We start from the raw sequence: 13,585 nt of genomic DNA, 5'->3' as shown, positions 1-13,585 counted from the left end.
ACGAGGACGGGACAGGGACGGCGATTCCGGTGTCCATATGAACCGAGGATCGCCTCTCTGCGGTGCTGCGGCAGGGGGAGCGGTTTTTTAACGCCGTCCTTGATATGCTGTTTTCCGCGGGAAGCAGGCCAAAGCTAAGCTCTTTCCGATAAGAAAGGTCGGGTCTGCCGTAGGATGGGAATGCAAGGCAACGCACCGCAGGATCGTTCGGGCGTCGCGAAACGCCCTACGGGCATCGTGATCCTTGGGGGCGCGCACGGCACGCTGGCGCTGGCGCGCAGCCTTGGCCGCCAGAAAGTTCCGGTGTGGTTGATCAGCAACGACAACCCGCTGCCCAGTTGGTCCCGCTATGTGCGCCGAACGCTGCATTGGCGAGGGCCGGGCGATCCGGACGCGGTACCGTTTCTTCTGGAGGCGGCGAAGGAATGCGGTCTGGCCGGCTTTCTCCTCGTGCCTGCCGGCGACGCGGAGGTGCGGCTCGTCTCGCAAGCGATTGGCCCGCTTTCGTCCGCCTACAGGATCCTTCTGCCTCCTTGGGAAGACCTGAGATGGCTTTGTGAGAAGCCACTTCTATATCGCCGTGCAGCCGAGCTCGGCGTCGACTTCCCGCCCACCTATCATCTCGCTTCTGTGGAAGAGGCCGCCAGAGTCGAGGTTCGCTTCCCGGTTGTCCTGAAGCCCAATATGGGCGGAGGCCATGACGACTTCTCGCGGGCGAAGGTCGCCCGCGCCGATGATCGCGCATCCTTTGCGGCTGCCTTTGAGCACGCCGCGCGGCAGATTGGGGTGGAGAATGTCGTCGTTCAGGAGCTCATTCCCGGCGGGGGAGAAAGTCAGTTCTCCTATGCCGCGCTGTGGAGGGCGGGCCAGCCGGTGGCTGAGTTCACGGCCCGGAGGACAAGGCAATATCCAATCGAGTTCGGCTACACCAGCACCTTCGTCGAGGTGGTGGAGGAGCCGCAGGCGATCGAATCGGCGCGGCGCCTCCTCGGCTCTATCCGGCATGAAGGACTGGTCGAGGTGGAGTTCAAGCACGACGCGCGCGACGGGAAACTGCGTGTGCTCGACGTCAATCCGCGCCCGTGGTCTTGGTTCGCGCTTGCCGCCGCCGCCGGTGTCGATCTCGGCGCCATGCTCTGGAAGGCTGCCGAGGATGGTGAGTTGGCGCCGCCGGCGCCCGCCCGAACCGGGGTGTCCTGGATGTATCTCGTGCGCGACATGGCGGCAGCCGGGAGATTGGTTCCCGCCGGGCGGCTGACGGTCGGGGCCTATTTGCGGTCCTTTGCTTCCGTGCGCGCCTGGGCGACATTTTCGCCAGCCGACATTATGCCGGCGCTGATCGACATCCCGCTCACTGCCTGGCGCGTGCTGACAAGGCGCTTCTTCAAGATCTATTGAGCCTCGGCGGCAGATTGGCGGGGAGCCCACGGATGTCGACACGACGATCGTTCAAATACGCACTGATCCGGACAGGCCTCGAGGTCATAGCTCTATCCCGTGCGCACTCCTGGTGGCCTTCGGCCGCCGGCCGCGGCGTGATCTTCACGCTGCATCACGTCAGGCCCTCGCGCGGGCTCTCCCCCGACCCCAATGCGGGGCTAGCGGTGACGCCCGAGTTCCTGGACGACGCGCTCGGCCTCTGTCTGGAAGCCGGGCTCGTTCCGGTAGCCGTGGAGGATCTGCCGCGGCTTCTTGCAGACTCCTCCGACATACGCAGCTTCGTAAGCTTCACGCTCGATGACGGATACCGCGACAACGCTGAGCATGCCGCGCCGGTGTTTCGCAAGCATGGTGTCCCCTACACGATCTTCATCACCGCGGGCTTCGTCGAGAGGTCTCGCTCGATGTGGTGGCAAACGGCTGCTGCGCTCCTGGCCGAGAGGGAGCGGATCGATTTCGATTTCGGCGCCGGCAGTGAACGCCTCGAAGTGAGTACGCCCGCTCAGAAGCTGGCCGCCTATGACCGTTTTGCCAACTTTGTCGAGACGATCGACGAGGATGAGGCTGTGAGGCGCATTGATGATCTGGCGCTGCGCTGCGGAATAGATCCGTTGGCGATCGTGTCCGATCTGACCATGGACGCCGACGAATTGCGCGCCCTGGCGGGAGATCCGCTCGCCAGGTTCGGCGCACATACGCTCACCCACGTCAACTTGCGCCGCGTGAGCGATGCCCGGCTTCATGAGGAGATTGCATCCTCGGCGAAAGCCGTCGAGAACTATGTCGGCCGGTATCCGGCTTCATTTGCCTACCCGTATGGGTTTCCTGCCGCTGTGGGAGCCCGGGAGATCGACGCGGCGGCGCGCGCGGGCTTTGCGGTTGCCGTCACCACGCAGCCGGGCGTGCTGACCGAGCAGAACCTGCACCGTCCGACCGCCTTCAACCGCGTTTCGCTCAACGGCCATTTTCAGAAGAGGCGCTATGTCGAGGCGTTGTTGTCCGGCCTGGCGTTCAAGTTCATGTAGCGGGAAGCGGGTCACGCCCTCCGGTAGCGGAAGACGGCGTAGTCGATCGTCCGCACCGCATCGAGAAAATGCGGCATGGGCGGAACGTTCAGCTCGTCAAACACTCCAGTCTCGCGGATCGCCGGTCGTGCCCAGTCGATCGCACGATGGCTGGAGCTCCCGTATACGACAAAGCAGCCCCTCGGATACCGCTCGAGCGAAGAGACGAGATTCCCGAGCACGATGTCGAACAGGTCTTTGGAAAAGGGATTGTAAAAATAGACGAGCAGGGGCGTCTCCGGAAAGTCGTAGGTCGTGGCATCTGCCTCGACGACAAAGATCGCGCGGCACTTCTGCTCGGGATCCCTATACTGCTCGACATTGCGCCGGGCGATCTCCACCAGTTCGCGTGCGAATTCCACGCCGACGACAGCGCGGAACGGGTAATGCGAGGCCAGGAGGAGCGTGCGCGACTTGCCCGAGCCGATGTCGATGAACGTATAGTCCGACAAGTTGGACGGCAGGTTTTTCATGATGAAGCGGAACGACTTGGGTGAGGTGCAGACGCACTCGTTCCCCTTGTCCCGGTTGGGGCCGACGACATCGAGCGAATCCAGCCGGATGGAACCTGCCGTGTCGACCCCGTATTTGCGGTCCCAATTCCGGGCAAGGCGGTCGGCGACCACATGCCTCACATTGCGCAGAACGAACCGACCGCTTTCGGCGATGCCGTGGCGGCGGACCAGCCGCAGAGGCTCGAGCGGCCCGCGCTCCCGTATGAAGCCGATGGCTCGTCCCAGGCGTCCCGCCGACCTGTCCTGAAGGCCGCCTCGGTCGCCATTTCTCGTTTCGCGGCTTGCCATGGAGCGCCCTTGCTCAATCCAACGGGTTGTACTTTAGCTCCTATTCCTAAACGAACCGCCTCCGCCGTCAAAGCGCACACGGGTAGGCGGCGCCTGCCTTGTCTTGAGCCAACTGCCGCTAGGCCGATTTAAGGCGCGTACCGCGCAGCAACCCCTGCGCCTCGAGCACCGGATAGGCGAGCGTGGCGAGCAGCGAGTTGATCTGCTTGAAATCGCGAATCGTATCGAGATGGATCGAGCTCGTTTCCAAACTCTGCTCGGCGCCTTTGCGAAGGCGCTCGAAATGGCGCTGGCTCATCGTCTTCTCGACATCGCGCAGCCGGTCCTTCTCCGCCACCAGCTTGCGCGCCGTCTCCGGGTCCTGCGTCACCAGCAGATTGAAGGCAAGTCGAGCATTGGCAAGCACCGCGGCATGGAAGTCGGAAAGCTCGCGCCAGCCCTCTGGCGTGAATTCGACGCCTCGTTCCATCTTTCGTCTCACATGCGCAAGCAGGTTGCGGACGATGATGTCCCCCACTTGCTCCAGCTTGACGCAAACGCCGAGAAGTTCCTGGCACCGGTGCGCCTCGTCCTTTGTCATGTCCTCCCGGCTGATGCGGGCAAGATAGAGTTTTATTGCCGCATGGCGGCGGTCGAGCGAGTCGTCGAGATCAGCAAGCGCCTGGATCGCCTCCCGGTCCGGCTTTTCGTAGAGTTCGAGAACGCGGCAAAGCATGAACTCGACCGTCTCGCACATGCGCACCGCCTCGCGTGTGACGTTGGCGAGCGCCTGCTGCGGATGCTCCAGCGCGTTCTCGTCCAGGGCGGTGCTTTCGCTCAACAGTGCGTTCTGCTTCTCTTCCGGGGTGGGGCCCGGCGATAGCGCCACCAACGCTTCCGTCGCCCGCAGCACCAAACCGGAAAGGGGGATGCCTGCAACGAGGATGAGCAGGTTGAACGCGATATGCGCATGGATGACCTGGTCCGCCGCATCGCTCCCGAGCAACGCCAAGGGCGGGTTGAAGAACATCACTGCGGCAAGCCCCAGCACCGAGCCGACGCCGCGCATGAGGAGGTTGCCGAGGGGAACGACACGGCATTCGGCCGGCGCGCCGCGCGTCAGCATCGGCGCGATGAAGGAACTGCCAAGATTGACGCCGAGCACCATCACCACGCCCAGCTCCGGCGTGACGATCCCCCGCGCGGCGAAGGTGGCGAGCAGCAGGACGGCGGCGATGCTCGAATGGAAGAGATAGGTGACGACGGCGGCAAGCAGGAAGGCGGTGATCGGGTCGGATGAGAGATAGCCGACGATCAGCGGCACGAGCCGGCTCTGGCGCAGCGGCTCCGCGGCCTCTCCCATCATCTGCAGGGACAGGATCAGAAGGCCGATGCCGACGAGGATACGCCCCGCCTGGCGCCACGAGCGGCGCTCCGTGGCCATGAATATCCCGGTGCCGGCGAGAAGGCAGAGGGGCACGAGCAGCGCCAGATCGAAGCTCAGGATCTTGACGACGAGCGCCGAACCGACCTCCGCGCCGCGCACGGCAAGGATGCCGGCCAGGCCCGTCACCACGCCCGAACCGGCGAATGAGCCGACGAGGAGGGTCACCGCGGTCGAGCTTTGCAGCGCGACGGCGAGAGCCAGGCCCGCCGCGGTCGCGAGCAGCGGGTTGCGCAGCGTGCGGCGCAGCCGCTGCTTCAGCGCCTCGCCATAAGCCCGCTCCACGCCGGTGCGCACCATGCGTGTCGCCCAAAGCAGCAACGCGATGGCGCCGGCCATATGCAAAAAGAAGACGGACCCGCTCATTCAGCTCGTTTCCCGATCATGCCCCGGCAGGGGCCTTCCAGACGGCAAAATGGTTTGCCGTCTTCCTAAACGCGAGTCTTCCGAAGACGCTGCGCCCGACGGAAAAACATTTGACGGGCGGCATCGTGCATGGGACTGTACACGTGTGCAATATAGAGGGATCAGCCTGAAATAAAAAGAATGCACACGTGCACATCTGTCATCTGACTGTCAGGGAAGGGCACTAGGGAGGAAGCCGTGGGCTCGGCCATCAACTTTCGCCGCCACGGTCCTGGTTGCCGCCCTAAACCTGACGGAAAACGCAAGGAGGAACGTACGAGATGACGAAGCATCTATTGAGGTCCACCGTCGCGGCGGTGGCTCTTGCTTCAAGCGCGACTTATGCCTTGGCGGAGGATGTGACCATCCGCGTCTGGGCGGGCGGCAGCAGCCCCAATGACGTCTACCGTGTCGACGCGATCGACATTGCCGCCGATCTTCTGGAGCGCGAGGCGGCGGTGCGCGGCGAGGAGCTGAACATCACCGTCGAGAAGAAGGTGGACAACACCTGGGACGATTTCAAGCAGGCCGTAACGCTTGCCGCCGAGGCGGGCAACGTGCCGCACATCCTCGTGACCGGCCATGAGGATATCGGCCCCTGGTCCCAATCCGGGCTGATCGTGCCGATCGAGGACTACGTCAATCTCGACGCCTGGCCCATCAACGACATCTACGAGAATCTGCTCGAAGTTGCGTCCTATGGCGGGGTCGTCTACGGCCTGCCGCAGGACGCCGAGGCGCGGCCCTTCTTCTTCTGGAAGGAGTACATGCGCAAGATCGGCTATACGGACGCCGATCTCGACGGGCTGGCGGACAAGGTCCAGAGCGGCGAGTACACGCTCGCCAATGTGCTGGAAGACGCCAAGAAGATGGTGGACCAGGGCGTGGTGCCCGCTGGTTACGGCTTCTATCCCCGCCCCAACAACGGCCCGGACTACTGGCAGTTCTACACGAGCTTCGGTGGCGTCATGGAAGAGGACGGCAAGCTCGTCCTCGACAAGGCTGCAATGCAGCGCTTCTACCAGTTCTTCGTCGATGCCGTCGCCGCGGGCGTGACCCGCAAGAACCATATCGGCACGCCGAACGACCAGTGGTGGGCGGAAGTGGCGAGCGGCAAGGCCGGCATTTGGCACGGTGGCACCTGGCACTATGCGCGCTACACCAACCAGGAAGGCCTGAAGGATTTCTTCGGCAGCATCTCCTTCTCGCTGATTCCGGCAGGCGAGGGCGGCAAGGCCAACACGCTCACCCATCCGCTCGTCTATGTGCTGACCAAGCAGGACAACGAGGATGAGGTTGCGATCGCGGCGGAACTGGTGAAGATCGCCTCCGAACCGCGCATCAACACACTGCATGCCATCAAGTCGGCGCATCTGGGCATCACCAAGCAGCAGTCGAACATCGACCTCTACTCCAATGACCGCTGGGCGCGGGAGGCGACCGAGCGCCTGCTGCCGCACGCCAACGCCATGCCCAACAACGCCGAGTTCGGCACCTACTGGAATGCCATGTGGGCTGGGCTGGAAGCATCCTGGACGGGCCAGAAGACGCCTGAGCAGGCGGTGCAGGATCTGGAGGCCGAACTGAAGAACAGCCTGGGCGAAGGCATCGTCATCCGCTGAGCGGAAAAAGATGAGCGCGTCCCGCGATATCGTCGAGGCCGCCGCGGTGCCCGCGGGCGCTGCGGCCGCTTCGGCACATCCTCCGCGCTGGCGTGCCGGCTGGCTGAACAGCTCGCGCGGCTTGGGTCTCATTCTCCTGATGCCCGCCCTCGTGCTGGTGGTGCTGTTCTTCCTGATGCCCGTCGTTCTGACCGGGGTCTTTGCCTTCACCAATATGAGCACTGCGACCGGGATCAGCGGCGGCACCTACCAGGTGACCCCCGGCGCACTGCGCGAGCTGGCTGACCGTCATGGGATGGACGAGCTTGCCGAAAAGCTCGGCCAGCCTTCCTTCGTGGTGGACGAACAGGGGCTGAAGGCGCTTGAGGAGATGGGCATCGAGCCCGCGATCATCGCCGACCTAAGAGAAGGCCACCTCGGCGAGACCCATGCCTCGCGGCGCGAATTCGAGCGCATGCTGCGCGACCTGCCGGAGCGGCCGGACACGCGGACGGTGAAGCGCATCTCCGGCGAGTTCAGCCGCTCGCTTGCCAATTCACGGTTCTCGAGCAGGGAGAGCCTGCTCGCGGCGGCAGAGGGGGTGGATCCCGAACTCACAGAGGAAGAGAAGACGGCTCTCGTCCAGGCTACCTATACGGGTTGGGTCTGGACCGCGGACAATTTCCGCCGCATGGCCTCCTCGCGCGACACCGTCCGCATCCTCCTCAACACGATCTTCTTCGTGGCGACGACGCTGATCATCTTCAACACCGCATTTGCCATGCTGCTGGCGATCACGACGCACTACATCCCCGAGCGCCCGGCCGGCATCTTCCGGATCATTTGGTTCCTCCCGCGCATCTCGCCGGCGGTGATCTATGTGCTTTTGTGGAAGTGGTTCGCCTGGGATACGGGGTTTTTGAGCGCCTTCCTGGACAATTTCGGCATCCGCCCGCGCAACTGGATGCTCGATACGGCGGCGAACGCCTGGTTCTTCGTCATCGTCATCAACGGCTTCGTCGGCGCCTCGATGGGGATGGTGATCTTTTCCTCCGCCATCAAGGCCATTCCGGAATCGCTGTTCCATGCGGCGAGCGTGGACGGCGCTTATCGCTGGCAGCAGGTGCGCCACATCATCCTGCCGCAGCTCAAATGGCCGATCCTCTTCGTCACCTGCTACCAGACGCTGTCGCTGCTCACCTCGATCGAGCAGACGCTTTTGGCTACTGACGGGGGCCCTGGCGGCGCGACGGAGATCTGGTCGCTGGCCATCTACCACACCGCGCTCAACAACTATGCGGGCAACCTGCAATATGGCTATGGCGCGGCGATGGCGCTGGTGCTCGTGGTGATCGGCATCGTCCTGTCGCTCATCTATCTCAGGGTCTTCAATTATCGAGCGCTGGTGGCAAAGCCGCGCATCGAGCTCTAGGGGCGGCCATGACGGGACATCTGAAAAGCTGGCCGTTTGTCCTCGCGCTCTCCATCATCAGCGCGCCGATCGTGCTGATGTATTCCTACCTCTTCATCGACACGATCACGAACTCCCCGCCGGGTTCCTTCATCCCGCACGAATTCACGCTGGAGCATTGGCGCTTTCTTTGGGAGACCAGGCCCGGCAAACCAAGCATCTGGCGGGTGACGCTGAATTCCTTCCTGTTCGCTTCGTCGAGCTGTCTCGTGGTGCTCGTGGTCTCCTCCACGGCGGGCTATGTGCTCTCGCGGCTCAACGTCCCCGGCCGCGCCTTCTTCCTGGCCGGCGTCATGGTGCTGCACGCCTTCCCGGCCGTCACTTTGATCGTGGCCATCTTCCTCGTTCTGCAGATGGTCGGGCTCTACAATTCTCTGATCGGCGTGATCCTGGTAAAGGCGGCGATCGACATGCCCTTAGGCATCTGGATCATGAAGGGCTTCTACGACACGGTTCCCTGGGAGATCGAGATGGCCGGCATTGCCGACGGGGCGAGCCGCTTCACCGTCTGGCGCAAGCTGGTCCTGCCGCAGGTGAAGCCGGGGCTTTTTGCGCTGGGTCTCTTCGCCTTCCTGCTTGGCTGGAGCGAGTTCATCCTGCCGCAGGTGCTGGCGCCCGGCGGCGACGTGCAGGTGCTCTCCGTCTATCTGGCCGGGCTGATCGCCGACGACAACAATTTCGACATGGCGATGTTCAAGTCGGTCGGGCTCTTCTACATCGCGCCCGTCCTCATCCTGTTCCTCTTCTTCCAGAAGTATCTGATGAACATCTACGGGGGAGGCACCAAGGGCTGATGCGTATCCTGCTTGACCACTTCTCGAAGTCCTTCGGCTCCGTCCGCGTGATCGACGACATGACGCTCGAGATAAAGGATGGCGAGATGCTGGCGCTTCTCGGCCCGTCCGGCTGCGGCAAGTCGACCACGCTCTTTGCCATCTGCGGCATCCATAAGGTGACGTCCGGCCGCATCCTCTTCGGCGACCGCGACGTCACCAATGTTTCCTCGCAGGAGCGCAATGTGGGCGTGGTCTTCCAGTCCTACGCCCTCTACCCGCACATGACCGTGCGCGAGAACATCGCCTTTCCGCTGCGCATCCGCAGCCTTCCCGAAGCCGAGATCAAGCGGCTGGTCAATGAGATGGCAGGGCTCGTGCACATCGGCAGCCTGCTCGATCGCCGGCCGGCCGAGCTTTCCGGCGGGCAGCAGCAGCGCGTGGCGCTGGCGCGGGCGTTGGTGCGCCGGCCCAACGTGCTTCTGCTCGACGAGCCGCTCGCCAATCTCGACGCCAAGCTCAGATTGGAAATGCGCTCGGAGATCCGTCGCATCCAGCTCGAGACCGGCATCACCGCCATCCTGGTCACGCACGACCAGGTGGAGGCGATGAGCATGTGTGACCGCATCGCCATCATGAACAATGGGCAGATCATCCAGATCGCCACGCCGCAGGAAATGTACCGCAATCCCCGCACCGCCTTCGTCGCTGGATTCTTGGGCAATCCTCCCATCGCCTTCATCGATGCGGTGGCCAGAGACGGTATGCTTGCAGTCGAGAATGCCGACATCCGCCTGCCCATCCCGCGCGAGGCAGACCGGGTCCCCGAAGGTACACCTGTGGTGGTCGGCATCCGGCCGGAGAATCTCGGCACGGAGGGTGATGCCGCCATCCGCGGGCGCGTGAGCTTCATCGAAACCCAGGGGCGAGAAAATCTCTACGACATCACCCTTGCGAACGGAAAGGTTCTGCGCTCGATCCAGCGGGTGCGCGACGATGTCTCGCTGCATGACGAGGTGGAGTGGCGCGTCAGGAGCGACCAGCTTTTCCTGTTCGCCCAAAACGGGGAGCGGCTTTGAGCGACAACGACATCCCCGCCTTCGCCAGCCGTTTCCGCTGGCCTGCGGGGCAGACATATCCGCTGGTGATCGGGCATCGCGGCGCAAGCGGCCATGCGACGGAGAATACGCTTGCCGCCTTCGCCCGCGCCTCCGATTTGGGGGCCGAGATGTGGGAGCTTGACGCGCAGGTGACGCGCGACGGTGTTTGCGTCGTCAGCCACGACGATCACTTGCAGCGCGTGTTCGGGGTCGATGCGCATGTATCGGAGCTGACGGCGGCGGAGCTCAAAGAACTGCCGGGCCTGGAGGTGCCGACCTTCACGGAGGTGGCCGCGCTTGCACGCGCGCGGGGCGCCGGGCTCTATGTGGAGATCAAGGCGCCGGACGCTGCCCCTCTGGTCTGGCGCCATCTGAAGGAGCAAGAGCAGCGTTTCGCCGCCCTCGGCTCCTTCGACACTGCGCCCGTGCGGCTTTTGCGGGAGGAAGGCTGCGACTTTCCGCTCTCCGTGCTCGTCCGGCTCGGCGCGGACCCCATCGAAGAGGCCGAGCGTGCGGGTGCGGATATCGTGCATCTGTGCTGGGAACGGGGAGGCGAGCGGCCGCAGGATCTGGTCACGCCGGACTTGACGAAGACAATCCTCGACAGCGGCCGCCAGATCGTTCTCTGGCACGAGGAGCGGCCGGAGATTATTGGCGACCTCATGACGCTGCCGGTTCTCGGCATTTGCTCCGATCTGCCGGAGCGTCTATGCGAGGCAAGAGACAAGGTCCCTGCATGAACGGACCCGAGAAGCCCGCGCGCGGCCGCAAGGTCACCTCCTTTGACGTGGCGCAGCGCGCCGGCGTGTCCCGCGCCGCCGTGTCTCGCAGCTTCACGCCCAATGCCAGCGTGTCGCCCGAGACGCGCGAGAAGGTGGTGCGGGCGGCGAAGGAGCTCGGTTACCGTGTCAATTATCTGGCGCGCGGGCTGATCAACAGGCGTTCGGACTTCGTCGGCGTGATCGCGGCCGGCATGGACAATCCCTACCGCGCGATGCAGATCGAGCAGATCACCAAGAATCTCGTGCGCCGCAACTTCAAGCCCATCCTTTTGCCGGCCGACCACGGCGAGAGCGCCGACCACGTGATGGACCAGCTTCTCCACTATAATGTCTCCGGCGTGCTGGTCACGTCCGACGCCCCGCCGACCGCGCTTTGCGCCGAGTTCGCCGCCGCGGGCGTGCCCATCGTGCTCATCAACAAGGCCGATACGATCCCTTCCGTCGATCGGGTGGTTTCCGACAACAATGCAGCCGGCAAGCTTGCCGCCGCGACCCTGGTGGAGGCCGGCGCGCGCAAATTGGCCGTGATCGTCTCGAGCGCCACGTCCTATACTGCCCGCTGCCGGCAGCAGGCTTTCGTATCCGCTTGCTATGCCCTGCAGCGGGATGTGCGCGTCATCCCGGTCGAATACAACAGCTACAGGCACGGCCTTGCGGCCGCTTCCTGCCTTGATGGCGTGGACGGCGTCTTCTGCGTCAACGACTACATGGCTTGCGGGCTGATCGACGGTTTGCATCGGCAGGGCGGGAGGGACAGCATCCGCATTGTTGGGCACGACGATATCCCGCAGGCCGCCTGGTCCGCCTATGACCTGACCACCATAAGCCAGCCCTGCGACGTGCAGGCGGAACAGGCGGTCAATCTGCTCGTGAGCCGCATGGACGAGCCAGCGCAGCCGGAGCGGCTCGAAGTGACGCCTGTTTCCCTGGTGCGGCGCGGCACGGCATGAGGGAGGATGAGGTGAAGGAGGCGGCGAGCGAGACCGGGCTATCCGAGCGGCTGGCCCTTGCCCGCACGCTTGCCGTCGCCGTCGGCCATGAGATCGAGGTTTTCCGCCAGGATGCCGGCATAGCCTTCCGGCGTAAGGGGCTCCAGGACTTCGTCACGGCCGCGGACCAGAAGGCGGAGGAGACGATCAAGGCTGCCCTCGGCGCTGCCTTCCCGGAGGACGGCTTTGTCGGCGAGGAAACCGGCGGTGCATCCGGCGAGGAAAGCGTCTGGGTCGTCGATCCCATTGACGGTACGACCAATTATATCCGCGGCCTGCGCCACTGGTGCGTTTCCATCGCCTTCGTGCGGGGCGGCGAGATCGAAATCGGCTGCATCTATGACGCGACGACGGGTCAGGTCTATTCGGCGGCTCGGGGGCATGGGGCATTTCGCGAGGAGCGGCCGATTGCCGTCTCCCGGCGTGAAGATCCCGACGAAGGCCTCGCCATACTGGGCTGCTCGCGGCGGACCAGCTTCGACGACTACCAGTCCGTACAACGGCGGCTCTATCATCTTGGCGTGGACTACCGCCGCTTGGGTTCGGCAGCGCTCGGCCTTGTGCGCGTGGCCTCTGGTGTGGCCGATCTCTATTACGAGGCGCATGTGAATGCGTGGGACGTCATGGCGGGCGCACTTATTGCGCGCGAGGCCGGCGCGGTGGTGGACATGCCTCCGCTCAGTGTCATGCTGGAGCGCGGCGGGCCGCTCGCGGCTCACGCCCCCAGCCTTGGCCCGCATCTGGGATTTCTGCACGACCTGGTGCAGGCCGCGTAAGCAGCTTCAGCCGGCGGAAGCCCGCATGTAGTAGGCCCGCTCAGTGGCGATCGCCTCGTCGGTGCTGATCTGATCGGCGCCGAGCTCAAGCAGCCGCGAGAATTTTCGCCACTCCTCATCGCTGAAGCCAGCACCCGGGTCAGCGAGATTGAAAGTCCAGGCGTCCACGAGCGCACCGCGGTCGTGGCAGACGCGGATGAGGTCGATGCCGTCGGCATCCGCGTCCAGCACGAGCTGCCACCAGAGATAGACGATATATGGCCGGACGGGGCCGCCAAGCTCGCCGGAAAGCTGGCTCGCCAGTTTGTCTTTCTCCCCGGCGCGGTAGAGGTCGAGCAGCCGGAAGGAGGGCTCCAGGCCCTGCTTCATCCCGGGCAGCTTCTCGCCGATGGCACGCGTCAAATCCGTGTCGTCGCCGCTGACGACCAGATGCTTTTGATGGCCGGCGAAAAGCTCCGCCAGCCGGTCCACCCCCCGGCGTCCCTCGGACAAGTCGTCCTTCATATCGAGCTGAAGCAGGGCATCCGGATGCGCTGGGCCGAGAAGCTCCGCGATATCCTCGGCGAGCATCACCGCGCGCGGCGCGCCGTCTCTGGCGGGCTCAGCATAGTGAAGCTCCCTGATCTCCTCGCCCGTCCGTTCGGCGACAAGTCCCGCGCCGCTCGTCTCCTCGTCGAGCCTCTCGTCATGCAACACCGCAAAGCCGCCGTCCCGCGTGACCCGGAGATCGATCTCCATCGAAGCTCCGAGCCTAAGACCCTCCGCGAGCACGTGGGCGCTGAAGAGCGGGTCTTGTGCGCTGCGCCGCAGCCGGTGCCATTTCAGGAGGACGCGCCGGCCGGCATGGTTGATGGCCACACCCGTGGCCCCGTCGGTTGGACTTGCGCCCTCACGGGCTTTGCTCTCCATATGTAACATCCCGAGGTTCAGCTTGGGCCGGATGTTGGACCAGGCACTG

General features: G+C 64.1%; 12 protein-coding genes. 9 read left to right on the top strand and 3 right to left on the bottom strand.

Going from position 1 to position 13,585, the window contains the following annotated elements:
• Positions 1 to 180: 180 nt before the first annotated feature.
• Positions 181 to 1,398, top strand: a complete 1,218-nt coding sequence (locus RIN79_RS04550; RefSeq protein WP_309083431.1) for an ATP-grasp domain-containing protein — start codon at positions 181 to 183, stop codon at positions 1,396 to 1,398.
• 32 nt (positions 1,399 to 1,430) lie between these two features.
• Positions 1,431 to 2,465, top strand: coding sequence for a polysaccharide deacetylase family protein (locus RIN79_RS04545; protein ID WP_309083430.1), 1,035 nt, complete (start codon positions 1,431 to 1,433; stop codon positions 2,463 to 2,465).
• Between the two features lie 11 nt (positions 2,466 to 2,476).
• Here RIN79_RS04545 and RIN79_RS04540 read toward each other — a convergent pair whose 3' ends face one another.
• On the bottom strand, positions 2,477 to 3,307 hold the full coding sequence (locus tag RIN79_RS04540; RefSeq protein ID WP_309083429.1) for a class I SAM-dependent methyltransferase: 831 nt from the start codon (positions 3,305 to 3,307) through the stop codon (positions 2,477 to 2,479).
• Positions 3,308 to 3,425: 118 nt separating this feature from the next.
• Entirely contained in the window at positions 3,426 to 5,096 is a 1,671-nt protein-coding gene (locus tag RIN79_RS04535) for a Na/Pi cotransporter family protein (protein ID WP_309083428.1), read from the bottom strand.
• Between the two features lie 320 nt (positions 5,097 to 5,416).
• On the opposite strand from RIN79_RS04535, the gene RIN79_RS04530 reads away from it, so the two are divergent.
• The 7 genes from RIN79_RS04530 (at position 5,417) to RIN79_RS04500 (ending at position 12,627) form a co-directional block, all read left to right on the top strand.
• Positions 5,417 to 6,757 (top strand): extracellular solute-binding protein, encoded by a 1,341-nt coding sequence (locus RIN79_RS04530; RefSeq protein ID WP_309083427.1) that lies wholly within the window; start codon positions 5,417 to 5,419, stop codon positions 6,755 to 6,757.
• Between the two features lie 103 nt (positions 6,758 to 6,860).
• On the top strand, positions 6,861 to 8,168 hold the full coding sequence (locus RIN79_RS04525; protein WP_309083536.1) for a sugar ABC transporter permease: 1,308 nt from the start codon (positions 6,861 to 6,863) through the stop codon (positions 8,166 to 8,168).
• Positions 8,169 to 8,176: 8 nt separating this feature from the next.
• Positions 8,177 to 9,001, top strand: coding sequence for a carbohydrate ABC transporter permease (locus tag RIN79_RS04520; protein ID WP_309083426.1), 825 nt, complete (start codon positions 8,177 to 8,179; stop codon positions 8,999 to 9,001).
• Positions 9,001 to 10,059, top strand: a complete 1,059-nt coding sequence (locus RIN79_RS04515; RefSeq protein WP_309083425.1) for an ABC transporter ATP-binding protein — start codon at positions 9,001 to 9,003, stop codon at positions 10,057 to 10,059. Before RIN79_RS04520 ends, RIN79_RS04515 begins: the two co-directional genes overlap by 1 nt.
• The gene (locus tag RIN79_RS04510) at positions 10,056 to 10,820 is read left to right on the top strand and encodes a glycerophosphodiester phosphodiesterase (RefSeq protein ID WP_375165873.1); all 765 of its coding nucleotides are present in this window, start codon (positions 10,056 to 10,058) and stop codon (positions 10,818 to 10,820) included. The genes RIN79_RS04515 and RIN79_RS04510 overlap by 4 nt, the downstream gene beginning before the upstream one ends.
• On the top strand, positions 10,817 to 11,812 hold the full coding sequence (locus tag RIN79_RS04505; RefSeq protein ID WP_309083424.1) for a LacI family DNA-binding transcriptional regulator: 996 nt from the start codon (positions 10,817 to 10,819) through the stop codon (positions 11,810 to 11,812). The genes RIN79_RS04510 and RIN79_RS04505 overlap by 4 nt, the downstream gene beginning before the upstream one ends.
• 11 nt (positions 11,813 to 11,823) lie before the next feature.
• A complete protein-coding gene (locus RIN79_RS04500; protein WP_375165877.1) occupies positions 11,824 to 12,627 on the top strand; it encodes an inositol monophosphatase family protein in 804 nt (267 codons plus the stop codon).
• Between the two features lie 6 nt (positions 12,628 to 12,633).
• Here RIN79_RS04500 and RIN79_RS04495 read toward each other — a convergent pair whose 3' ends face one another.
• On the bottom strand, positions 12,634 to 13,536 hold the full coding sequence (locus RIN79_RS04495; protein WP_309083422.1) for a glycerophosphodiester phosphodiesterase family protein: 903 nt from the start codon (positions 13,534 to 13,536) through the stop codon (positions 12,634 to 12,636).
• Positions 13,537 to 13,585: the final 49 nt, after the last annotated feature.

The organism is Chelativorans sp., assembly GCF_031180965.1.
GTDB lineage: Bacteria > Pseudomonadota > Alphaproteobacteria > Rhizobiales > Rhizobiaceae > Chelativorans.
This window is presented reverse-complemented; position numbering and strand designations above follow the sequence as displayed.